The organism is Pseudomonas sp. GW821-FHT02H09 (genome assembly GCF_059421425.1).
In genome coordinates this window covers 127,489-149,995 of record NZ_JBWKVA010000016.1, presented here as the reverse complement: position 1 = coordinate 149,995, position 22,507 = coordinate 127,489, and the positions used below count along the sequence as shown (strand labels likewise).

The following is a 22,507-nucleotide window of genomic DNA, read 5'->3' as shown; positions in this document are numbered from 1 at the left end:
CTTGGGCTTGTCGAACAGTCTGGGCAAGCCAGGCTTGGGCTTACGCTTCATGGTGCGCAAAAGAATCACCGGCTGCATCCGGTAGCGGTCGCAATAGCGCCGAAGGTGTTCAGCATCGTATCCTTTGTCCGCCAATAGCCAGCGACAGCACTTGCGAGGTCGTCCCCTCTGGCTGCCTGGGACTTGAACCTGATCAAGCAACGGCTGCGCATGATCAATATCGCTGGCCTGTCCACCTGACAGGTTGAAACACAGAGCGATTGCGGTCGAATCGCAGAGCATATGAATCCTGGTCGTGAGGCCGCCGCGACTGCGGCCCAGTGCATGGTCTAGCGGTTCTTCAGGCCCCCTATTTTCCTGGTGCCGGAAGAGGCTCGGGTTGCGCGTATCGCGGTGGAGTCGATCATCCAGGTGTCCAGATCAATCAACCCTTGCTCGTTGAGCCTGATATGCAGGCGCTTGAGCATTTGGTCAAAGATGCCTCGATTGCGCCAGTCGCGAAAGCGTTGATAGACCGTCGATCATTTCCCAGGACGCATCGCTGAGTTTGTATCGCTTGGCCATCAGGGGCTCCTGCCTTTGATGGCGGCGATTTTACCCATTTCGGTGTTTCAAGGGTTTTCGTACAAACCTAGCGTGCATTCATACTGGTTTGCGGCGATGAAACTTCCTCATCCCGCGTTGCCATGCTCTGCTTTCGCGCCCACTGGGTCAGCGCCAGCATCATCGCGAACCCAAGCACAATCAGCACCGGATAAGCCATCAGCAACTCGAACAGCGAATATTTCCACGCAAGGGGGCGCCCAACGCCCAGCATCGCGGCATACATCCAGGACACGCCCGACAGCGCGCCGGAGAAAATAGCCAGCATCCGAACGCCAAACGTGAGATCGAACAACGACCCGGCCTTTTGCAGCGCAGGCAGCACGGCACGATGCAACAACATACCGTTAAACGTCAGTAGCAGGACAATGATGACTTTGGCCTGGAGTTTCGGATTCGCAAAATAGCTCATTCCCTTATCAAGATAATCCACACCGATCACAGCCGCCCCTGTGATCCACAAAAATACCAATGCAATAACCACAGTCTTTTGAAGACTCTGCATATGCGCATTATCGTGTTCGGTCGACACACGACCCTTTAATAAATCATTGACCATCGCAACATCACTGGTAAATACCAGACCAATAGCTACGCAACAGGCCACAAGATGAACATAAACAAGTCCTAACCGCAAAAACTCCATGGTCTCTTTCTGCTCGAGAAGGCTGATAATTGTATTTAACGCCACGGTTAATTCCCCCACTTAATACAATAGTGCAAACTGATCACTTAACAGGCTTATGAATTGCTTCATCACAACCATGATCAATCTCGTACAAACGGAACCAAATCAAAGACTTGGTATTACAAAAAAAATCGGCTCGCCCAGCGAGTCACGGATCCTGGCATTCGGCCACTCCAAATTCCGAGTAAAAAAAGCCCCATTTGCATTCAATGCACATGAGGTTCAACGTCCACTTCTTTTTTACTACTGACGCAGATCAGGTTCACAAGGATGCCGTCCGCTGGATGTTCAGAGGCCGGTACCCCCTGATCGTTCAGTACTGCCGACAGACGGTGGCAAATTAACACCTTAACGCTACCGCCTAATGCCAGCATCCTTCTCTCTAATGCGCGTAGCAGCAGGGCTGCTTCCCAACCGGTGCCGTTGATCGCACGAACAGTGAATAAGCATGCGCAAACAGACCAATATCGACCGAATTACATTCAAGTATCATTCCCAATAACAGCAAAGAACTGCCACTGACACGTGCAGACTTAAGGTAAAACTTGCGCAGCATGTCTGCGAGTTGAAGGACTTCAATCCCCGCCCCCAGTAGCTGCGATTGACAGCATTCACTTTTGGTCTGGGTTGCGTGAAAACATTCGGGATTGTCTAACTCAGCGAATTTTCGTACAGAATCTAATTACAGTTAGCCATAATCGGAGTCTGTACGTGGCCGGGATGCTGCCAACTAACCTTGCATTCAAGAGGGACGCACTAAGGCGTGCCCCTTAATTTAGCGTTATGCACAAGGAGGAACGAGTGCACTTATTTGAAACACAGAGGCTGATCGGGCGGCCATTATCGCGGCAGGATCTGCCCGCACTTACAGAGATTCTGAGCGATCCTGAGGTGATGAAGTACTCTGTTCGTGGGGTTTGCGACGAGAATGCCACGCGTAATTTTATTGACTGGTGTCTGGAATGCTATGCATCTCACGGAATGGGTCCATGGGCGCTGGTGGAAAAGGTTTCCAATGACCTCGTTGGATTTTGTGGTGTTGGGCCAGAATTGGTTGACGGAGTAGAAGAAGCTAATTTGGGTTATCGGTTGGCCAGAAGGTACTGGAACCAGGGTCTTGCGTGCGAAGCAGCCAAAGGAGTTCTTGATTTCGCTTTTGCTCGCAGGCAACTGGCATCCGTCGTCGTAATAATCGAGCCGGAGCATGTGGCCTCGCTCAGAGTTGCTGAACATGCTGGATTTAACGAGTTCGACGTTCTTGAATTTCATGGTCGGCCGGTGCGCTTGTACCGGTTGACTTGCCAAGACTGGAATACATCGCATAACAACTCCATGCACGCGACAAGCGCGTGATGGCGGTGTCGACCTCTTGGGGCATTACATGGCTCCGCTCGCTTACGCCCAGATGCAGGTGGTTGCTCAGGCTGTCGAAGCGAGCGGTGGTGATGGCCGAACACAAATTTTCTGACAGCCCCCCTGAACCTGCATCAGTCAAAACGCTTTCAGCAGCGGAGTCGGGTCATTTGTAGATCGGTACTGAAACCGATCCGGACCGCTGCCCGGCCTCTGCCCGTAGACGTTTGCCCAACTCCGTAATCTTTGCCTCTGCGGCTTTCAACGCTTCCAGGCTGGTGTGCACGGAGTAGTTACCCATATGCAGATCGTGCGGGTGAGCAATGGCCGACCCGAGCACAAACACCACGTCTTGCTTGTCCCCAGCCTCGAGTTTCAACGCACCGTTACCTGGCACGAAGGCGACGAGTTCTCCCGCCTGGACAAGCTGCGGTGTATGAACCGTTCCCCGACTGACACTGAGCCAAAGCACCTCATGCCCGGACGGTGGCTGGTACTCCCAGCTTTGACCCGCGGCCAGTGTCACCAATAGATAGTTCAGGCCCGAAGGGGCACGTACGGGGCTGCGAATGCCCTGGTAGTCGCCGACGATTACGCGCGCCGGCCCTACCTGCGGGATGGCGTGTGCTTCCAGGTACTGGCTGTCGACCGGTGCGTTTTCCAGGTCAGCGGGCAGCGCGATCCACAGCTGAAACCCCTGGATCCGCGCCGAGGTGCCGGCAGACATTTCTTTCCCATGCCAGACACCCCCGCCTGCGCGCATCCATTCGACACCGCCGTAGCCGATGAGTCCGAAACCTGCATCCGGATCATCAAAGCGAAGGTTGCCTTCAGTGATCACGGTAATGGTCGCGATCCCCGAATGGGGATGCAACGGCATGCTGCCAATGAGCGACGTATCGGCGTCGATCAGGTCGAGAAACACAAACGGCTTGAGTAACTGGCCCAGGTCCGAAGGACTCATGAGTCGAACAATGGGGCCGTGCCCATGACCGCGGGTGCGCAGGCTGATGTCGCGCGAGGCATTTTTTTGGGGAGCGGTGGCGGGACTCATGTTCATGTTCTCTCCATTTTCGAAGCGGCGTCAGAGGTATTGGCCTGCCGCAGCTGCAAGGCCACGAAGATACGAATGGCCCAGACGATGCGGTTCAAAGCCGTCGTTGAAAGTGTCATGTAGCGTTTTTCCTGAAAGGGTTTACGAAATTGAGCCCAGCGTATCCAGACGCCTATTGATTGAGTAGTAGGCATAATTGACTTGAACCCGTCCATTCCTGGAAGTAATACGGTGCTGGACCTCAACGAAATCTCGATGTTTGTTCAGGTGGTGCAGGCAGGCAGTTTTGCTGGCGCGGCGCATGGGAATGCCGCCCAACACCCTGAGCCGGCGCGTTCGTTGAGCAGATCGTCAAGCATTTGCAGGAGGATGTTCTGTCAGGCCGCTAATAAGCCTGCTCATGGCATGTTGTGTTATCCGTCGATATTCCAGAGCGTGGGGGCGCGGACAAAAAGTACCCGCAAACAGAAAGTACCGAGGTACAACTTCCAGCAATAGCTACTAGCCCAAGGGAATGTGCATAGACGTTCACCCCAGGCAGCGCTCTACGAGCTCCGCGGCACTGGTTACTGGCGCTTCGCAGGTACGGTTACGGCACACATAGGCGCTGGCTTGCCCCGCGATCGCATGCCGGCCCACGCCGATGGGCACATCCTCGGCAAAGGCCAGGACCCGTGCCGGCAGGTAGCGGCGTCGCAGGCTCGCCACCAAGGCGCTGGCGGCGCAACGTTCGCCAGCGATGACGATGCTGACCGGGCCACGCTGTACGAAGTCCTGCGCCGCCAGGAGATGGGCAAAGTCGAAGGGACTCCGGGCGGCTGCGGCGCGGTACATCGTGAACACCTGCTCGGCACGCTCGCGGTATAGCTCGCGGCCGGTCAGCTCAAAGAGTCGCAAGAACGCGAATACGCTGCTCGAGGTGCCCGACGGCCAGGCATTGTCGTGCGGTGCGCGGGGCCTGTGCACCAGCGGCTCGCCATCACTGGGCGTGAAGTAGAGCCCGTCCTCCCAGAACTTCTCGAGGATCAGCTCGACCAACCGCGTGGCGCGTTCGAGATAACGCTGATCGAAGTCGCACTCGTAGAGATCGAGCAACGCGTTGGCGAGGAAGGCGTAGTCCTCGAGAAAGCCCGGAACCTTGGCCGTGCCCTCTCGCCAAGCCCGGTACAGGCCAGCCTCGGGCGTCGAAAGACGGTCCAGAATGAAATCGGCGGCGCGTCTCGCGGCGTCCAGGTGAGTTGCGGTTCCGGTCGCCTGATAGGCGGCGCAAAGACCCTGGATCATCAGCGCGTTCCAGCTGGTGAGGATGTTCTCGTCGCGCCCCGGACGAACGCGCCGGGCACGCGCCACCAACAGCTTGTCGCGCAGGCCCGCCAGTTGCGCTTCCTGCGTCACGTCCAGTGCGACGGCGCGGTGCAGCACGGTGCTGCCATGCTCGAAGTTCCCGCTGTCGGTCACACCCCAGGCCCGACAGGCCAGCGCGGCGTCCGGGTCGCCGAGGACGGCCTGCACCTGCGCGGGTGTCCACACATAGAATTTGCCTTCTTCACCCTCGCTGTCAGCGTCTTCGCTGGCGTAGAAACCGCCCTCAGGATGCGTCATGTCACGCAGCAGGTAGTCGATCGTCTCTTCGAACACGCGCCGCCAGGCAGGCTTGCCGGTCGCGCGATAGGCGTCGGCATAGAGTTTCACCAGCTGGCCGTTGTCGTAGAGCATCTTTTCAAAATGCGGTACGGCCCAGCGCTCATCCACGCAGTAGCGAGCGAAGCCGCCGCCCAGGTGATCGTAGAGTCCACCGGCGGCCATGCAATCGAGGGTCAGCGCAAGGGACTGCAGCAAGTCCGGCTCGTGCAAGCGCTGATAGAGGCGCAGGACGAGATCGTGGCACGCCGGGTTGGGAAACTTCGGTGCGCTGCCCAGGCCACCATGCACAGGGTCGGTGTTCTTCGCAAACAGTCGGGCAGCAACGGCCGGTGGGTCTTGCTCCGGCGGCGTCTCGCCCTCCACCATCAGCGTCTCCATCTCGCGGTAGCCCTGGAGGAGCAGCTCGACGTTCTGGCGCATCGCCGCGCGGTTGTTCTGCCAGGCCGCGCTCAGACCGTGCAAGAGCTGGGTGAACCCAGGCCTGCCGTAACCCTCCTGCGGCGGGAAGTAGGTGCCGCCGAAGAACGGCTCGCGCTCCGGCGTGAGGAATACCGTTAGCGGCCAACCGCCGCCCTGCCCCATCATCTGCACGACTTTTTGATAAATGTCGTCGAGGTCAGGCCGCTCCTGGCGGTCGACCTTGATGTTGATGAAGCGCTCATTCATCAGGCGCGCAACCTCCGGGTTCTCGAACGACTCATGGGCCATTACGTGACACCAGTGGCAGGCGGCATAACCCAGCGACAGGTGGATGGGCTTGTCCTCGTCGCGCGCGCGGCGGAACGCCTCCTCGCCCCAGGGATACCAATCGACGGGGTTCTCTGCGTGCTGGCGCAGATAAGGTGAAGTTTCCCTGGCGAGTCGATTGCTCATCACTGACTCCTCACAACAGACCCAACTGCAGGCGGGCTGCATCGGACATGCGGCTTTGATCCCAGGGCGGCTCCCAGACGATTTCGACCTCGACCTGGCTGACCCCGGGGATGGTTTCGACCCTGGTGCGCGCCTCCTCCTTCAGCACGTCGCCCATCCCGCAACCGGGCGCGGTCATGGACATCTTGATCTCGACTCGCTGACCGCCGTCGGCGAGCGGCCGGGCCTGGCATTGGTAGATCAGCCCGAGATCGACCACATTGACCGGAATCTCCGGGTCGTAGACGGTGCGCAGCATATCGAGCACCTGCCGGATGTCGAAGGCGCCGCTCGCCGCCGGCTGGGCGCTCGCCTGGGGCTGCCCGCCCTGGTGAACATCCAGCCCCAGGGCATCGGCGTCGGCGGCGGCGATCCGCGCCAGCCGGCCCCTGGAGATTTGAACCGTGAAGCTGCCACCGAGTGCCTGGGTCACCACCACGCGCTCGCCGCGCCCCAACTGCAGCCGCTCCCCGCCCGGAATCAGGGTCACCGCGCAGTCCCGCGCAAGCTCTATCCACTGGGGCCGTCTTGGCTGGTTCGGGTTGTCGAACTGGAAACCGGCGCCGCGCAGGTCATGCACGAAATCGATGGACAGGCCATCGGCTCGCCGTGCGCTCGCCGGATCGAGCAACAGGCTGATGCCGTCCGTTTCGACGGCCATATCGCCTTCCTCGCCGGGCTCGAAGAGCAACTTATGCACGAAGCGCTCGTCGATATTGAGCCGCACCCCGTCCACGCGCCCATCCTCCAGGGCGTCGCGCAAGATTCGCTGCGCCGAGTCGCTGAGACGAATGCTGGGGATGGGTAGATCGGCTGCCATGGCTTATTACTCCGTCGTGACCTGTGAGCTGCCACCTTCGAGGGCGCTGCGCAGCGTGTGCCAGGCCAGGGTGGCGCACTTGACCCGCACCGGGAACTCCCAGACCCCTGAAAGCACCGCGAGCTTGCCAAGCTGCGCGGGCGTCACCCGGGCGTTTGGCCCCTCGGTGAGCAGCGCATGCACATGGGCAAAAAGTGTCAGTGCCTCCTGCGGCTTCTTCCCCTTGACTGCAAGGGTCATCAGGGATGCCGAGGCCTGGGAGATGGCGCAGCCGGCCCCCTGGAAGGCAATGTCCTCGATCACGCCGTCCGCGAGCTTGATATAAATCCTGAGCTGATCGCCGCACAGCGGATTGAAACCTTCCGCCGTACAGGTGGCGTCCAGGAGCTCGCGGAAATTGCGCGGCCGCTTGCCGTGGTCGATGATCACGTCCTGGTAGAGGTCGCGCAGTTCATCGTTGCTCACCGGAACACCTCCTGGACCTTGGCCAGACCTGCCACCAGCGCATCGATATCTTGCTCGGTGCTGTAGCAGCCGAGCGAGGCGCGGGCGGTGGCGGCCAGACCGAAGCGGTTCATCAACGGCTGCGCGCAGTGGTGCCCGGTGCGGATCGCGACCCCTTCACGGTCCAGAATGGTACCGATATCGTGCGGATGGATGCCGTCCAGAACGAACGAGAGGACGCCGACTTTCTGCGCCGCGGTGCCGATCAGCCGCAGGCCCGGCACTGCCGCGAGCGCCTTCTGTGCATAGGCCAGCACCGCCTGCTCGTGGGCGGCGATGGCCGCTGGCCCAAGCAGGCCCAGGAAGTCGACCGCCGCGCCGAGACCAATCGCGCCGGCCATGTTCGGTGTCCCTGCTTCGAACCTGTACGGCGGTTTGTTGTAGAGGGTCTTCTCGAAGCTGACTGAGAGGATCATGTCGCCGCCGCCCTGGTAGGGCGGCATGGCTTCGAGCAGCTCGTGGCGACCGTAGAGCACGCCTATACCGGTGGGCCCGTACATCTTGTGACCCGACAGAGCGTAGAAGTCGCAACCCAGCGCTCGCACATCGACCTTAAGGTGGGGGGCCGCCTGGGCGCCGTCGACCATTACGCGCACGCCACGGGCATGGGCGAGTTCGACAATGCGCCGGATCGGGTTGATGGTGCCGAGCACATTTGAGACATGGGTAACGGCCACCAGCCGGGTCCGGGGCCCGATCAGCCGTTCCAGCTCATCGAGCAGCAGTTCGCCTGCGTCGTTGATCGGGGCCACCCGCAACCGGGCGCCGGTCTGCTCGCAGAGCATCTGCCAGGGCACGATATTGGAGTGATGCTCCATGGTGCTGATCAGCACCTCGTCGCCCGCGCGCAGCTGCGCCTTGCCATAGGTTTGCGCCACGAGATTGACCGCTTCGGTCGTGCCACGGACGAAGACAATCTCCTCGACGTGCTCGGCATTGAGGAAGCCCTGGACCTTGGCCCGAGCCTTCTCGTACTCCTCAGTGGCGCGCACCGAGAGGTAATGCACACCTCGGTGCACGTTGGCGTTCTCCTGCAGGAAGAAGCGTGACATCGCGTCAATGACCGCCTGCGGCTTCTGGCTGGTCGCGGCGCTGTCGAGGTAGATCAGCGGCTTGCCATAGATCCGTTGCTTGAGGATCGGAAACGCCTGGCGCACGCGCTCGACGTCATAGCCTGGCGCAACGTCGAGCTGTTTCGAGCGTGCCTGAAGGCTGCTTTCGAGGTCATTCATGCCGACACCTCCAGGCCCCGCAGCTGCGCGGCGACCAGTCGCTCCACATGGGCCCGCAGCGGCTCCAGGTGAATGAGCTCCAGCATCTCGCTGACGAACGCATAGATCACCATAGACCGCGCCACCGCCAGGGGAATCCCCCGCGAGCGCAGGTAGAAAATAGCCTGCTCATCCAGTTGGCCGATGGCGGCGCCGTGGGCGCACTTGACGTCATCGGCGAAGATCTCCAGCCGTGGCTGGGTGTTGGCCTGGGCCAACCCCGATAACAAAAGATTCTTGTTGGTCTGGCTGGCATCCGTCTTCATCGCACCCGGACGCACGATGATCCGCCCGTCGAAGACCCCATGCCCGCGATCATCGATCACGCCCTTATAGAGTTCGCGGCTGGTGCAGCGCGGTGCCAGGTGCTCGATGGTCGTCTGGTTGTCCAGGTGCTGCTCGCCCCGGGGCAGGTACAGGCCGTTCAGGGCGACCTGCGCGCCGGGACCCTCGAGCATGATCCGCACCTCCTGCCGTGCCAGCGCCGCACCCAGTGCAAAGGAGTGCGCGGCGAAGTGGCTGCCCTGGGCCTGACGCACATTGAGCAGCGCGACATGGAACGCCGCCGTGCTCTCGTTCTGCACCCGGTAATGCTCAAGCGCCGCATCCGCGTCGAGTACCACTTCGCTGACGGCATTGCTGAGGTAGACCTCTGCCCCGCTGCCGACGTGGCTTTCCACCAGGGTCGCGCGGCTCCCCGCTCCCATCAGCACCAAGGCGCGCGGCTGGGTCATCAGCGGTGTGACGCCCGGGGCCGAGAGGAACACCAGATGGATCGGCTCATCGACCGTCGTATGGGCAGGTATCTGCACCAAGGCTCCGTCCTCGGCGAGGGCCGTATTGAGCGCGGTGAACGCCTGCGGTCGTGTGCGGAAGGCATGGGAGAACGGCGCTTCGAGCGTCCCGCTGTCGGCCGACAGCAGCCTGGCGAAATGGGTCACCCGGGTATCTGGAGGTAGCGCCTCAAGCACCGAAAACTCGGCAGCGAAATAGCCATTGACGAAGACCAGCCGCGGGCCGCCATAGTTGCCGACGAGCTGCTCGATACTGGCGTCGGACAGGCCCCCGCTCGCGCCCGGCTCGGCTGGCCGCAAAGAAGTCTCCAGGATCGGCGCAACGCGTGTGTACTTCCAGGCTTCGTCCTTGGCCGCAGGAAAGCCGTGTTCGGCCACCCACTGGAACGCTGCGTTGCGCAATTCTCCCAGCCAGGCGGGCTGCCGGTCGTTGGCCCTGGGCTCAAGCCGCGCGAGAAACGCTACGCTCGCCGGAGTATTCATCGCATGGCTCCGGGCGCTGACGGTGCCTGCTCGAAGCTCCCATAACCGTGCTTCTCGAGTTCGACGGCCAGGGCCTTGTCGCCGGACTGCACGATCCGGCCGTTGGCCATGACGTGGACGCGATCCGGGACGATGTAGTCGAGCAATCGCTGGTAGTGGGTGATGACCAGCAGCGCGCGATCCTTGCTGCGCAGCGCGTTGACGCCGGCCGCGACTATCCGCAGCGCGTCGATGTCGAGGCCCGAGTCGGTCTCGTCGAGGATGGCCAGTTTGGGTTCCAGAATCGCCATCTGGAAGATCTCGTTGCGCTTCTTCTCGCCACCCGAAAAGTCCACGTTGACCGAGCGGTTCATGAAGCTCTGGTCCATCTCGACCAGCGCCATGCGCTCCTTGGCGAGCGCGAGGAAATCCAGCGCGTCGAGTTCCTCGAGTCCGCGCTGCTTGCGCACGGCGTTGAGGGCGGTGCGCAGGAAGTAGAGGTTGCCGACGCCAGGGATCTCGACCGGGTACTGGAACGCGAGGAAGATGCCGGCGACCGCGCGCTCTTCCGGCGCCATGGCGAGCAGATCCTGGCCCTCGTAGAGCACCTCGCCGCTGACCTCATAGGTATCAAAGCCCGCCAGCACTTGGGCCAGCGTGCTTTTACCCGAGCCGTTAGGCCCCATGATCGCGTGCACCTCGCCGGCGTCGACCCGCAACGTGATACCCCGCAGGATTTCACGGCCCTCGACGCTGGCGTGCAGATTATTGATCTCGAGCATGCTCCACCCCGGGCCTCAGCCCACGCAGCCCTCCAGGCTCACGCCCAGCAGTTTCTGGGCTTCCACCGCGAACTCCATCGGCAGTTCCTTGAACACCTCGCGGCAGAAGCCGTTGACGATCATCGGCACCGCGTCCTCCTCGCGGATGCCGCGCTGCCGGCAGTAGAAGAGCTGCTCATCGCTGATCTTCGAGGTGGAGGCTTCGTGTTCGACCTGGGCGCTCGGGTTCTTCACCTCGACATAGGGGAAGGTGTGCGCGCCACACTGGCTGCCCAGCAGCAGGGAGTCGCACTGCGTATGGTTGCGGGCGCCGGTCGCGGCCTTCTGGATTTTCACCAGGCCGCGGTAGGTGTTCTGCCCATGGCCGGCTGAGATCCCCTTGGAGAGGATAGTGCTGCGCGTGTGCCGGCCAATGTGGATCATTTTGGTACCCGTGTCCGCCTGCTGGTGGTTGGTCGTCAGGGCGACCGAGTAGAACTCGCCGACCGAATAGTCGCCCTGGAGAATCACCCCCGGATACTTCCAGGTGATGGCGGAACCGGTTTCGACCTGAGTCCAGGAGATCTTCGAGTGCGCGCCTGCGCACTTGCCGCGCTTGGTGACAAAGTTGAAGATGCCGCCGACCCCGTCTGCATCACCCGGGTACCAGTTCTGCACCGTGGCGTACTTGATCTGGGCGTTGTCCAGCGCGACCAGCTCGACCACCGCCGCGTGCAGCTGGTTCTTGTCGCGCATCGGCGCGGTGCAGCCCTCCAGGTAGCTCACGTAGGCGCCCTCCTCGGCGACGATCAGCGTGCGCTCGAACTGGCCGGTATCCGCGGCGTTGATGCGAAAGTAGGTCGACAGTTCCATTGGGCAGCGCACGCCCTTGGGCACGTAGCAGAAGGAGCCGTCGGAAAACACCGCCGAGTTCAGTGTGGCGAAGAAGTTGTCGCTGTAGGGGACGACCGAACCCAGGTACTTGCGTACCAGCTCCGGATGGTTCTGCACGGCTTCGGAGAAGGAGCAGAAGATCACGCCGACTTCGGCGAGTTTGTGCTTGAAAGTAGTCGCCACCGAGACCGAATCGACCACAGCGTCCACCGCCACGCCTGTCAGGCGCTCCTGCTCGGCGAGCGAGATGCCGAGCTTGCCAAACATCTCGCGCAGCTCGGGGTCGACCTCGTCGAGGCTATTGGGCCCCGGCGTTTTCGGCTTGGGCGCCGAGTAATAGATGATGTCCTGGTAGTCGATGGGCTCGTAATGGACGTTCTGCCAGGTTGGCTCGCGCATCGTCAGCCAGTGGCGGTACGCTTTCAGGCGCCAGTCGAGCAGCCACTGCGGCTCGTTCTTCTTCACCGAGATCAGGCGGATGACGTCTTCGTTGAGCCCGCGCGGGGCGGCGTCGCTCTCCAAATCGGTGACGAAGCCGTACTTGTACGCCCGGCTGCTGAGTTCGCGGATCCTGGCATTGTCAGTGCTCATCGCTGACTCCTCCTGCGTCTGGCAGGACGAATTGATCTTTTTACTATACTCCCTTGCGGCGCGTGCGAGATCGCCAAGATCGTCCGAACGGGGGGTACGCAAAACCTGTAGGAGCACGGCTTGCCGGCGATGGCGTCCTTGATATCGCCATCGTCGGAACGCCGCCCGGACCAAGCTCGGCTCCTACAAGGCCCGCAGCCTGCAGCCCCCCAGCCCCGCAGCCCGCAGCCCGCAGTGCTCAAGTCTCTGCCGGCTCGCGCACCAGGATGTCGTCGCCGTCCACACGGACCTCGAACTGTTCGACTTGATAAGCCGATTCCGTGAGGCATTCGCCGCTGATCACGTCGAACTCATAGGCGTGTATGGGGCACGTCACGACGCTGCCGCAAAGCGTGCCTTCGCCCAGTGGGCCGTCCTCGTGCGGGCAGCTGTTGTTGATGGCGAAATACTGGCCGCCCACATTGAACAGCGCGACGGGCGTTCCCCCAAGGTTCACGGTCTTGCCGGTACCGGGTTCGATATCGCCCACGCAGGCGACCTTGACGAATTCACTCATGGTGCCACTCCAGGGTGCGACCGGCGCTCGGGCCATGATGCTGAGTCACCCGACTCAACAGCTGCACGGCCCCCTCTTGAATGTCATTTTAGCTTCTGGATCTGCTCCTGATTCGTCGGGTTTCGCTCCCCCAAAACTTGCGCGCAGCAACAGTAGGCTAAGCTTTCAGCAGCTCATTGCTCATGATGCTCGCTCCGGCAGGTTTTGGGTTTTCTGAAGAGCGTCTGCAACAGCTATTTCAGACAGGCCCAAGCATTTCACGCAGGACTGACGTGATGACCGAGCCCCTACTCAGCTTTGAAGAACTCAAGCTCGCCGCCGCCTGCGGTGAAATCGATACCGTGCTGGTCTGCATGGTCGATATGCAGGGGCGACTGGTCGGCAAGCGATTCCAGGTCGAGTTTTTCATCGACAGCGGCCATGAAGAAACCCACTGCTGCAATTACCTGCTGGCCGACGACATCGACATGGAGCCGGTGCCGGGATACGCCGCTGCCAGTTGGAGCAAAGGTTATGGCGATTTTGTGCTCAAACCCGACATGGCCACACTGCGTCGCGTGCCCTGGCTTGAGTGCACGGCGCTGGTGCTCTGCGACGTGCTCGATCATCACCACAGGCGGGACCTGCCCCACAGCCCGCGGGCGATCCTGAAAAAGCAGGTCGAGCGACTGCGCGAGCGCGGCTACAGCGGCATGTTCGCCTCCGAGCTGGAGTTCTATCTGTTTGACGAGAGTTACGAGGCTATCCACGAGCGCAACTACCGCAACCCGAAGACCGCCGGCCACTACATCGAGGATTACAACATCCTGCAGACCACCCGCGAGGAGCCGGTGCTTCGAGCGATTCGCAAACACCTGCAGGCATCAGGCATTCCCGTGGAAAACTCCAAGGGTGAATGGGGGCCGGGCCAGGAAGAGATCAACATCCGGTATGCCGACGCCCTGACCATGGCCGACCACCACGTCATCATCAAGCACGCCTGCAAAGAGATCGCGCAACTGCAGGGCAAGGCGATCACGTTCATGGCCAAGTGGCGCTATGACGCCGCGGGCTCCAGCAGCCATATACACAATTCGCTGTGGGACAAAAATACCAGGAAGCCCCTGTTCTTTGACCCCAAGGCCAAGTTTGGCATGTCCAGGCTGATGTGCTCGTGGGTGGCCGGGCAGCTCAAATACGCCAACGACATCACCTGTTTTCTCGCGCCCTACATCAATTCGTACAAGCGTTTTCAGGCCGGCACCTTCGCGCCGACGCGGGCGGTGTGGAGTCGGGACAATCGCACCGCGGGCTTTCGCTTGTGTGCAGAGGGCAGCAAAGCCATCCGCATCGAATGCCGTATCGGCGGCGCCGACCTCAACCCCTATCTGGCCTTCGCCGCCTTGATCGCCGCGGGCCTGGCCGGCATCGACGAGAAGCTCAGCCTTGCGCCGCCCTTTGAGGGCGATGCCTACCTCGACGAGCACTTGCCTGAAGTGTCCAAGACCCTGCGCGATGCCTGCGCCGCGCTGCGGGCCTCGACCATGTTGCGCGAGGCATTCGGTGATGAGGTGGTCAACCACTACGTGCATACCGCCGACTGGGAACAGAAAGAATACGACCGGCGGATAACCGACTGGGAACTGCAGCGCGGCTTTGAGCGCTATTGAGAAATCCATTATTGAGCTGTCCATTATCGAGAAAGTCATGACCGCAATGATTCAACTCATCTCACCGGTCGATGGCCGGGTCTACGCCGAACGCCGCCGCACCGAGGCGGCGCAGATCGAGCAGGCTCTGGCGGCTGCCGGCGCCGCCCAGGCGCAATGGAAGCGCCGGCCGCTGAGCGAACGCGCAGCCTGTTGCAGCGCCGCCGTGGACTCGATGCTGGCGATGAGCGCCGAAATCGTGCCGGAGCTGGCCTGGCAGATGGGCCGCCCGGTCCGCTTTGGCGCCAGCGAGCTGCGCGGTTTCGAAGAACGCGCCCGGCACATGATCGCTATTGCGCCTGAAGCCCTGGCGGCGGTAGCACCCGCCCCTCTCGCGGGTTTTCGGCGCCATATCAAACGCGAACCGGTGGGTACGGTGCTGGTCATCGCGCCCTGGAACTACCCCTACCTTACTGCGGTGAATTCGATCATCCCGGCGCTGATGGCCGGCAACAGCGTCATCCTCAAGCACGCCACGCAAACGCTGCTGGTGGGTGAGCGCTTCGCCGAGGCGTTTCGCCGCGCCAATCTGCCCGAAGGCCTGTTCCACAACCTGCTGCTCGATCATGGGCAGACCGCCGCGATCATCGCCTCAGGAAGCGTGCAGCAGGTGAACTTCACGGGTTCGGTGGACGCCGGCAAGGCCATGGAAGTCGCCGCCATGGGACGCTTCCTCGGCCTGGGGCTGGAACTCGGCGGCAAAGACCCGGCCTATGTCCGCGCAGACGCCAACCTTGAGCATGCGGTGGAGAACCTGGTGGACGGCAGCTTCTTCAACAGCGGGCAGAGCTGCTGTGCCATCGAGCGGATCTATGTCGATAAAAAAATCTACCCGGCCTTTGTCGAACGCTTCGTCGCCCTGACTCGCCAATACGTGCTGGGCAACCCACTGGACGAAGCCACCACACTGGGCCCGCTGGTGACACCGAGCGCCGCCGAATCCGTTCGCCGGCAGATCGCCGAAGCACTGGCACTGGGGGCCAGTGCACTGATCGATCCAAAGGCTTTTGCCGCCGACGCGCCCGGCAGCGCCTACCTCGCGCCGCAGGTGTTAGTGGACGTCACCCATAACATGTCGGTGATGCGCGAGGAGAGTTTTGGCCCGGTGGTCGGGATCATGCCGGTTGCCAGCGACGAGGCAGCCATCACCTTGATGAACGACAGTGCGTTCGGGCTCAGCGCCTCCATCTGGACGCAAGATCTCGCCGCCGCCGAACGCCTGGGCGACGAGATCGCAACCGGCACCGTTTTCATGAATCGCTGCGACTATCTGGACCCGGCCCTGGCCTGGACCGGAGTGAAGGACAGCGGGCGCGGCGTAACGCTGTCGCGCATTGGCTACGAAAACCTGACTCGAGCAAAATCCTTCCATCTGCGCCACGAGATCTGAACATGAGCCTGACCGCGAACTGGAACTACCCCACAAGCATCCGCTTCGGTGTCGGCCGCATCGCCGAGCTGGCCGAGATCTGCCGCAGTCAAGGTATCCAGCGACCGTTGCTGGTCACAGACAGTGGCCTGGCACGTTCCTCGATCACCACGGCAACGCTGGACTCCTTGCGCGCTGCGGGCCTCGGTGTAGCGCTGTTTTGTGACCTCAAGCCCAATCCGGTGGAAGCCAATCTGGCGGGTGGGCTCCAGGCTTGGCATACCGGGAAACACGATGGCGTGGTCGCCTTCGGCGGTGGCAGCGGCCTGGATATGGGCAAGCTCATCGCCTTCATGAGCGGCCAGACCCGACCGGTTTGGGATTTCGAAGACATCGGCGACTACTGGACACGTGCCGACGAAAGCAGTATCGCCCCGATCATCGCGGTGCCGACCACCGCCGGTACCGGTTCCGAGGTGGGCCGTGCGGCGGTGATCATCGACGAGCGTACGCACACCAAACGCATCATCTTCCACCCGAAGATGATGCCGCGGGTGGTGATCAGCGACCCGGCCCTCACCGTCGGCATGCCGGCAAAAGTCACCGCCGGCACGGGCATGGATGCTTTTGCCCATTGCCTGGAGTCGTACTGCGCCCCCGGTTTTCATCCCATGGCCGAAGGTATCGCGGTGGAAGGCATGCGCCTGGTGGCCAATGCACTGGTACGGGCAGTCCACACACCCTCCGACCTCGATGCGCGAGCGCACATGCTGGCGGCTGCCGCGATGGGCGCCACCGCATTCCAGAAAGGGCTGGGCGGGATGCACGCACTCGCGCACCCGGTCGGCGCCCTGTACGACACCCATCACGGCATGACCAATGCCACGTTCATGCCCTATGTCCTGAAGTTCAATCGCCCGGCCATCGAGGAACGCATCACCCGCCTGGCAGCTTATCTGCGTCTGCCCACCCCGGGTTTCGACAGCTTTCTGGCCTTCGTCCTCAAGCTGCGCAAGGACATTGGCGTGCCGCATACGCTGGTTGAGCTGGGAGTGGATGATCGGCAGGCCGATCTGATCGCGGACATGGCGATTGTCGACCCCTGCGCCGGCGGCAACCCGCTGCCATTGACACGAAATGGCGCGGCAGAAATTTTCGCAGCGGCTTACCACGGCCGTCTGTAGGAGCAGCCGGTCGACGCTCGATTGGTCCGGGCGGCGTTCCGACGATGGACTCAAGGGCGACGCGTTTATTCAGAAAGCACGCGTTATCGTTAACGTCCATCGCGAGCGAGCTCGGCTCCTACAGTCGGCCGTGGTAAGTCCATCGCGAGCAATCGAGCTTCGACCGGCTGCTCCTGCACAAAAGCCGTCAGCCAAAGATCGTCCGAACGCGGCCCGAGCCTTCGGCAGCTCCTGCGCTCACCTCATTTTACGATAGGTGCCAATCAGCTCGGCCTTTGCCAGTACATGGCCGCGCATTGCGCTTTCGAGTTGGGCTTTGGTGGGTAGTTTCAGGTCCGGCAAGACCGTGTCCAGCGCGTAGAGCTTGTGAAAATACCGATGGTTGCCGATAGGCGGACAAGGGCCACCGTAGCCGGTTTTCTGCCAGTCGTTGAGCCCCGGCAGCGTGCCGGGCGGCAGCATGCGCAGGTCTTCGGGCAACTCGGTTGTCGCCGCGGGCAGGTTATAGAGCACCCAATGCACCCAGGTCATCCTGGGGGCAGCGGGGTCCGGCGCGTCCGGGTCGTCCACGATCAGCGCCAGACTCTGGGTGCCTGGGGGGAAACCGCTCCAGGCCAACGGCGGAGAAACATCCCGGCCTTCACAGCTGTATTGCGCCGGTATCGGACCTTGGGCATGAAAAGCGGGAGATTCGAGCATGAATGGCATGACCGCTACCTCTTTTTAACGTGTGTTTGACACCAGACTTGTGCCGCGCGGACTGGTTCCGCTGTTCCCGATAACAAGCACTCTTGTTGCACGCGACGCAGGTTCAACGCGATCAGGCTGAACTTGCGCCGCTCAACGAAGCCCTGAAACAGGGCTTCACATCACTTAGTAGCCCAGTGACAGGCCCGTGTTGCGACGCGGATCGTTCGCGCCGTAGAAACGGTTTTTGCCGACCGGTTTTGCGCCGAGCGAAGGTGCCCCGACCAATATCGCCGCGACATGGTTGGCGTTCTGCGGGCCGATGAACTTTTGTCCCCAGCTTTCGAGGATTTTCTGGGTATCAGCGCTGACGGCGAACGTTTCAAGATTAGTCTCTTCAGGCAACCACTGTTGATGGAATCGTGGCGCATCGACCGCTTCCTGAATATTCATCTTGTAGTCGATGACGTTGAGGATCGTCAGCAAGGTCGCAGTGATAATCCGGCTGCCGCCTGGCGTGCCGACGACCATGAGTGTTTTGCCGTCCTTGGTGACGATCGTCGGGCTCATTGAGGACAGTGGGGCTTTGCCTGGGGCGATAGCGTTCGCTTCCCCTTGCACAAGACCGTACATGTTGGGCACGCCGACCTTGGAGGTGAAGTCGTCCATTTCGTCGTTGAGGATGATGCCGGTCTTGCTGGCCATGACCCCTGCACCAAACCAATCGTTGAGGGTGTAGGTCACCGAGACCGCGTTGCCCCATTTGTCGACGATCGAGTAATGCGTGGTGTTGTTACCCTCGTGAGGCGCCACTCCAGGTTTGATCTCGCGGGAAATACCGGCTTTTTGCGGGGCGATAGCGGCGCGCAGCTTAGCCGCATAATCCTTGTCCAGCAGGTGCGCCAGCGGGTTCTTGACGAAGTCGGGGTCGCCTAGATAGCTGTTGCGGTCAACATAGGCGTGACGCATGGCTTCAATCTGATAGTGCAGCCCCTGAGCCGAGTGAAAGCCCAGGTTGGACATCGGATAGCCTTCGAGGATGTTCATGATCTCGCAAATAATGACCCCACCCGAGCTCGGCGGCGGTGCGGAGACGACGTGGTAGCCACGGTAGTCGCACTCGATCGGCGCGAGTTCGCGGGTCTGATACTTATCAAGGTCGGCTTGCGTGATGAGGCCCTTGCCGGCCTTGCTCGAGTCGACGATAGCCTGGGCAACCCAGCCCTTATAGAAGCCCTCAGCCCCCTTACTGGAGATTTCCCGTAGCGTCTTGGCCAGGTCCTTTTGCACCAGCTTCTGGCCGGCCTGCATCGGCTCACCTTTGTTCAGGAAAATCGCGCCCGAGTCGTGCATGTCTTTCTTGAAGACGTCGGTCGCGGTTTCGAGTAGATCGACGTCGCCCTGTTCAAGCACGAAGCCGTCCTCGGCGTATTTGATGGCTGGTGCAATGACATCGGCACGCTTCATCGTGCCGTATTTCTTCAGCGCCAGCTCCATGCCTGAAACGGTTCCCGGGACGCCGACTGCCAGGTGTCCCTTTGTACTGAGGTCCGGGACGACATTGCCATCCTTGTCGAGATACATGTTCGCGGTGGCTGCCAGGGGCGCCTTTTCGCGGAAGTCGAGGAAAGTCTTGCGGCCATCGGCCAACTGGATGGTCATGAAACCGCCACCGCCGATGTTGCCCGCAGCGGGGTAAACCACTGCCAGCGCATAACCGACCGCCACCGCCGCATCGACTGCGTTGCCGCCGTCCTTGAGCACATCGACGCCGACGTGGGTGGCCAGATGCTGGGCCGTGACCACCATGCCATTCTCGGCAGCGACCGGGGCTTGCGAAGCTGCTTGTGCACAGGTGAATCCAAGAGCGAGTGCCGTGGCAATAAATGATTTGGCAAGGGGCTCGAAATTCATGAGTCGATTCTCTTGTTTTAAGGTAAGTAAATGTCGTGTCGGATGGCCGACAGCCAAAAGACTGTAGGACAGTTTCAGCCTGCTCGACCGGCTAAATCACAGCCATCGGACTCGCGCACCCGCCAGGCGGGCAATCTCTTGGACTCCAGCCGCAACACGATGCTCTGGCAGAGCCTGAGTTTGGGAAAACTGATCCTCGTCCCCCAAGGAGGTTTGCGTGAGCACAGCGCCCCTGTCCGAACTCGATACCGCGCTACCCGGTCTGGCCCGCAAGATCCACGTGCTGGATGCCCTGGCCTGGCCGGACGGGGTCGAGGAAGTCTTCCTGGCGCACTCGCGCGCCGGAGGTGCAGAACTGCCCAGGGTAGAGCTGCGCCCACGCGAGCACGGTGCTGACATCGCCTCCCTGGAAGCGTTTGCGGGTCGCTGCGATGAGGGGCACCCCGACGGCTGACAATGGATACGCACAGTGCGCAGAGCCGAACCAGACGCTGTGCAGAGCGCGATCCTTTAATATTTAAAAGTTATGTGAATTTTACACTTCTGTAATATTTTGATACGTATAATCCCGCCCTGAAAAGCGATTCATTGGCGCCTGGCCTGCTGGCAGCTACAACACACGCAACACCCAAGCCAATGGCTTGATGACGTTACCGTCAGGGTGCGGTTTCGCTTTTCCAGCCTCAATACCCATTTCAACCCCGCCAAAGGAGACTCCAGTCGTGGATCCTGCCCATTCTCGGTGGGCCATGTATGGGATGCCGAACACGGCGTAACCGGTGCGCGACATTATTCAGCAGTCTGTACCACTGAGTAACTCGGCCGCTCCCCCGGCAACTGCCCTGTAGCGTTCATTTGCGTGGCCTCCCTCCGTCGTTTTTTTTACCACTGCTCTAGAGTGTGCTGTGCTTAGACTGCCTCTGCTACGCAGTTTCGTGCGTTTGTACTCTGGAAGGTGTTGACCTGTGGTCACGAACCACACTCAGAACGCTGCTGGAATCGCTGAACATGAAAAAGGTATTCCGTCATTACATCCCGGCTACGGCAAGGCGGCTGCTGCCCAATCGCTGGGATCTGGTAGCCCTGCCGCTGGTTGTCGGCTTTTTGCTGTTTTTCTCGATCGGTGCGCGTGAGACATGGGCGCCGATTTCGACCTTGCAGAGCCAGGTTATTTCGCTGGATCCGGCCAACCTGCCCGAATATGCGGTACGCACTACATTGCGCATGCTCGCGGCGATGGTTGCCTCGCTGATATTCACCCTGGTTTACGGTACGTTGGCTGCCAAAAGCCGGCGGGCAGAGAAATTGCTCGTGCCGGTACTGGATATCCTGCAATCGGTGCCGGTTCTAGGCTACATCTCGTTTACCGTGACATTTTTTCTGTTGCTGTTTCCAGGACGAGTACTGGGCGCGGAATGCGCCGCCATTTTTGCCATCTTCACCAGCCAGGCCTGGAACATGACCTTCAGTTTCTACCAGTCACTGCGCATGCTGCCCCGTGATCTGGAAGAGGTATCCAGCAGCCTGCAGCTTTCCGGCTGGCAAAAATTCTGGAAGCTGGACGTTCCGTTCGCCATACCGGGGTTGGTCTGGAACATGATGATGAGCATGTCCGGGGGCTGGTTCTTTGTGGTTGCCTCTGAAGCCATCACCGTGGGTGACAAGACCATCACGCTGCCAGGCGTGGGCTCCTATCTGGCGACCGCCATTGAACAGCGCGACATGCATGCGGTGGGCTATGTCATTCTGGCGATGATTGTGGTCATCCTGATCTATGACCAGTTCCTGTTTCGGCCGCTGGTGGCATGGGCGGACAAGTTCCGTATGGAAGACACGGCCTCCCAGGGCGGCGCACCGGAGTCCTGGGTGCTGAATCTGATCCAGCGCACCCGGGTCATTCAGCGTCTGTTACGACCTTTTGTCCGCGCCATGACCCGCATTGGCCACATGCGCCTGAGCTTGCCACGAGCCCAGGCCATAGCGATGAACACGAGCCCGGCAACCTCACGAATCATTGACTGGGTCTGGGGCGGGCTGATTACTGCGCTCGCCCTCTACGCGCTGTACCACATAGTGCTCTACGTCAGCAGCGAAGCGACCTTTGCAGAGCTCTGGCATGTGCTCGGTCTGGGCTTGATCACGCTGTTGCGGGTGGTTCTGCTGATTGCCGTCGCGTCACTCATTTGGGTTCCACTTGGGGTGCTGATTGGTCTGCGTCCGCACCTTGCGGAAAAAATCCAGCCCTTGGCCCAGTTCCTTGCGGCGTTCCCGGCCAACCTGTTGTTTCCAGTGTTTGTCATAGTGATCCTGCACTACAAGTTGAACCCGGATATCTGGCTGAGCCCACTGATCGTGCTGGGTACTCAGTGGTACATTCTGTTCAACGTGATTGCCGGCGCCAGTGCGTTTCCGAATGACTTCAGAGAGGCGGCTACCAATTTCCGCATCCGCGGCTGGCAGTGGTGGCGCAAAGTAATGCTCCCCGGCATCTTCCCGTATTATGTGACCGGGGCGATTACCGCCTCTGGCGGGGCCTGGAACGCCAGTATCGTTTCCGAGTTCGTTTCATGGGGACAAGACAAGGTGGTGGCACATGGCTTGGGTGCCTATATCGCGCAAACCACGGCGGCCGGCGATTTTCCGAAAATCACCTTGGGCGTGGTGGTCATGTCGCTGTTTGTCGTGGCCTTCAATCGTTTGGTGTGGCGACCGATGTACGCCATTGCTGAAAACAAACTCCGTTTGAATTAACCCGAGT

General features: G+C 60.8%; 17 protein-coding genes and 2 pseudogenes. 6 read left to right on the top strand and 13 right to left on the bottom strand.

Annotated elements, in window-relative coordinates; genetic code table 11:
* Positions 1-521 (bottom strand): annotated as a pseudogene (locus AC07VR_RS21220) (IS5 family transposase); the annotation flags it as partial.
* Positions 522-631: 110 nt separating this feature from the next.
* Positions 632-1,294 carry a hypothetical protein gene (locus AC07VR_RS21215; protein ID WP_495012455.1) on the bottom strand — a complete coding sequence of 221 codons (663 nt, stop codon included), beginning with the start codon at positions 1,292-1,294 and terminating at the stop codon, positions 632-634.
* 798 nt (positions 1,295-2,092) lie between these two features.
* On the opposite strand from AC07VR_RS21215, the gene AC07VR_RS21210 reads away from it, so the two are divergent.
* Entirely contained in the window at positions 2,093-2,644 is a 552-nt protein-coding gene (locus tag AC07VR_RS21210; RefSeq protein WP_495012454.1) for a GNAT family N-acetyltransferase, read from the top strand.
* 166 nt (positions 2,645-2,810) lie between these two features.
* On the opposite strand, the gene AC07VR_RS21205 is transcribed toward AC07VR_RS21210, so the two are convergent.
* From AC07VR_RS21205 to AC07VR_RS21165, 9 genes are all read right to left on the bottom strand, one after another.
* On the bottom strand, positions 2,811-3,704 hold the full coding sequence (locus tag AC07VR_RS21205) for a pirin family protein (protein ID WP_495012453.1): 894 nt from the start codon (positions 3,702-3,704) through the stop codon (positions 2,811-2,813).
* Positions 3,705-4,226: 522 nt separating this feature from the next.
* Positions 4,227-6,215, bottom strand: a complete 1,989-nt coding sequence (locus AC07VR_RS21200) for a thioredoxin domain-containing protein (protein ID WP_495012452.1) — start codon at positions 6,213-6,215, stop codon at positions 4,227-4,229.
* A 10-nt stretch (positions 6,216-6,225) separates the two neighbouring features.
* Complete coding sequence (sufT, locus tag AC07VR_RS21195; protein ID WP_495012451.1) at positions 6,226-7,074, bottom strand: putative Fe-S cluster assembly protein SufT; 849 nt, start codon at positions 7,072-7,074, stop codon at positions 6,226-6,228.
* Positions 7,075-7,080: 6 nt separating this feature from the next.
* Positions 7,081-7,539 carry a Fe-S cluster assembly sulfur transfer protein SufU gene (gene sufU, locus AC07VR_RS21190; protein WP_494992968.1) on the bottom strand — a complete coding sequence of 153 codons (459 nt, stop codon included), beginning with the start codon at positions 7,537-7,539 and terminating at the stop codon, positions 7,081-7,083.
* Entirely contained in the window at positions 7,536-8,810 is a 1,275-nt protein-coding gene (locus AC07VR_RS21185; protein WP_495012450.1) for a SufS family cysteine desulfurase, read from the bottom strand. Before AC07VR_RS21185 ends, sufU begins: the two co-directional genes overlap by 4 nt.
* The gene (gene sufD, locus AC07VR_RS21180) at positions 8,807-10,126 is read right to left on the bottom strand and encodes a Fe-S cluster assembly protein SufD (protein ID WP_495012449.1); all 1,320 of its coding nucleotides are present in this window, start codon (positions 10,124-10,126) and stop codon (positions 8,807-8,809) included. The genes AC07VR_RS21185 and sufD overlap by 4 nt, the downstream gene beginning before the upstream one ends.
* Entirely contained in the window at positions 10,123-10,887 is a 765-nt protein-coding gene (sufC, locus tag AC07VR_RS21175; RefSeq protein WP_495012448.1) for a Fe-S cluster assembly ATPase SufC, read from the bottom strand. The genes sufD and sufC overlap by 4 nt, the downstream gene beginning before the upstream one ends.
* A gap of 15 nt (positions 10,888-10,902) precedes the next feature.
* Positions 10,903-12,351: a Fe-S cluster assembly protein SufB gene (gene sufB, locus AC07VR_RS21170; RefSeq protein WP_494992972.1), complete on the bottom strand. Its 1,449-nt coding sequence runs from the start codon at positions 12,349-12,351 to the stop codon at positions 10,903-10,905.
* Positions 12,352-12,589: 238 nt separating this feature from the next.
* Positions 12,590-12,907 (bottom strand): Rieske (2Fe-2S) protein, encoded by a 318-nt coding sequence (locus tag AC07VR_RS21165; protein ID WP_495012447.1) that lies wholly within the window; start codon positions 12,905-12,907, stop codon positions 12,590-12,592.
* Between the two features lie 275 nt (positions 12,908-13,182).
* Between AC07VR_RS21165 and AC07VR_RS21160 the strand changes: the two genes are divergently transcribed.
* The 3 genes from AC07VR_RS21160 to AC07VR_RS21150 are packed head-to-tail and all read left to right on the top strand — an operon-like array spanning position 13,183 to position 17,148.
* Positions 13,183-14,556, top strand: a complete 1,374-nt coding sequence (locus AC07VR_RS21160) for a glutamine synthetase family protein (RefSeq protein ID WP_494992974.1) — start codon at positions 13,183-13,185, stop codon at positions 14,554-14,556.
* 37 nt (positions 14,557-14,593) lie between these two features.
* Positions 14,594-15,985 carry an aldehyde dehydrogenase family protein gene (locus AC07VR_RS21155; protein WP_495012446.1) on the top strand — a complete coding sequence of 464 codons (1,392 nt, stop codon included), beginning with the start codon at positions 14,594-14,596 and terminating at the stop codon, positions 15,983-15,985.
* A gap of 2 nt (positions 15,986-15,987) precedes the next feature.
* On the top strand, positions 15,988-17,148 hold the full coding sequence (locus AC07VR_RS21150) for an iron-containing alcohol dehydrogenase (RefSeq protein ID WP_495012445.1): 1,161 nt from the start codon (positions 15,988-15,990) through the stop codon (positions 17,146-17,148).
* Between the two features lie 237 nt (positions 17,149-17,385).
* Here the strand turns inward: AC07VR_RS21150 and AC07VR_RS21145 are convergent, their stop codons facing one another.
* Positions 17,386-17,856, bottom strand: a complete 471-nt coding sequence (locus tag AC07VR_RS21145) for a YbhB/YbcL family Raf kinase inhibitor-like protein (protein ID WP_495012444.1) — start codon at positions 17,854-17,856, stop codon at positions 17,386-17,388.
* A gap of 165 nt (positions 17,857-18,021) precedes the next feature.
* Positions 18,022-19,749, bottom strand: coding sequence for a gamma-glutamyltransferase (gene ggt / locus AC07VR_RS21140; RefSeq protein ID WP_495012443.1), 1,728 nt, complete (start codon positions 19,747-19,749; stop codon positions 18,022-18,024).
* A gap of 217 nt (positions 19,750-19,966) precedes the next feature.
* On the opposite strand from ggt, the pseudogene AC07VR_RS21135 reads away from it, so the two are divergent.
* Together AC07VR_RS21135 and AC07VR_RS21130 are read left to right on the top strand one after the other, a co-directional pair.
* A pseudogene (locus tag AC07VR_RS21135) lies at positions 19,967-20,200 on the top strand (flavohemoglobin expression-modulating QEGLA motif protein); the annotation flags it as partial.
* Positions 20,201-20,757: 557 nt separating this feature from the next.
* On the top strand, positions 20,758-22,500 hold the full coding sequence (locus AC07VR_RS21130; protein ID WP_494992980.1) for an ABC transporter permease: 1,743 nt from the start codon (positions 20,758-20,760) through the stop codon (positions 22,498-22,500).
* Positions 22,501-22,507: the final 7 nt, after the last annotated feature.

What these genes read in the sequence shown, in the direction of transcription:
- AC07VR_RS21205 (WP_495012453.1), bottom strand. Translation starts at nt 3,704, where the DNA reads ATGAACATGAGTCCCGCCACCGCTCCCCAAAAAAATGCCTCGCGCGAC.
- AC07VR_RS21200 (WP_495012452.1), bottom strand. Translation starts at nt 6,215, where the DNA reads ATGAGCAATCGACTCGCCAGGGAAACTTCACCTTATCTGCGCCAGCAC.
- sufT (WP_495012451.1), bottom strand. Translation starts at nt 7,074, where the DNA reads ATGGCAGCCGATCTACCCATCCCCAGCATTCGTCTCAGCGACTCGGCG.
- AC07VR_RS21185 (WP_495012450.1), bottom strand. Translation starts at nt 8,810, where the DNA reads ATGAATGACCTCGAAAGCAGCCTTCAGGCACGCTCGAAACAGCTCGAC.
- sufD (WP_495012449.1), bottom strand. Translation starts at nt 10,126, where the DNA reads ATGAATACTCCGGCGAGCGTAGCGTTTCTCGCGCGGCTTGAGCCCAGG.
- sufC (WP_495012448.1), bottom strand. Translation starts at nt 10,887, where the DNA reads ATGCTCGAGATCAATAATCTGCACGCCAGCGTCGAGGGCCGTGAAATC.
- sufB (WP_494992972.1), bottom strand. Translation starts at nt 12,351, where the DNA reads ATGAGCACTGACAATGCCAGGATCCGCGAACTCAGCAGCCGGGCGTAC.
- AC07VR_RS21165 (WP_495012447.1), bottom strand. Translation starts at nt 12,907, where the DNA reads ATGAGTGAATTCGTCAAGGTCGCCTGCGTGGGCGATATCGAACCCGGT.
- AC07VR_RS21160 (WP_494992974.1), top strand. Translation starts at nt 13,183, where the DNA reads ATGACCGAGCCCCTACTCAGCTTTGAAGAACTCAAGCTCGCCGCCGCC.
- AC07VR_RS21155 (WP_495012446.1), top strand. Translation starts at nt 14,594, where the DNA reads ATGACCGCAATGATTCAACTCATCTCACCGGTCGATGGCCGGGTCTAC.
- AC07VR_RS21150 (WP_495012445.1), top strand. Translation starts at nt 15,988, where the DNA reads ATGAGCCTGACCGCGAACTGGAACTACCCCACAAGCATCCGCTTCGGT.
- AC07VR_RS21145 (WP_495012444.1), bottom strand. Translation starts at nt 17,856, where the DNA reads ATGCCATTCATGCTCGAATCTCCCGCTTTTCATGCCCAAGGTCCGATA.
- ggt (WP_495012443.1), bottom strand. Translation starts at nt 19,749, where the DNA reads ATGAATTTCGAGCCCCTTGCCAAATCATTTATTGCCACGGCACTCGCT.
- AC07VR_RS21130 (WP_494992980.1), top strand. Translation starts at nt 20,758, where the DNA reads ATGAAAAAGGTATTCCGTCATTACATCCCGGCTACGGCAAGGCGGCTG.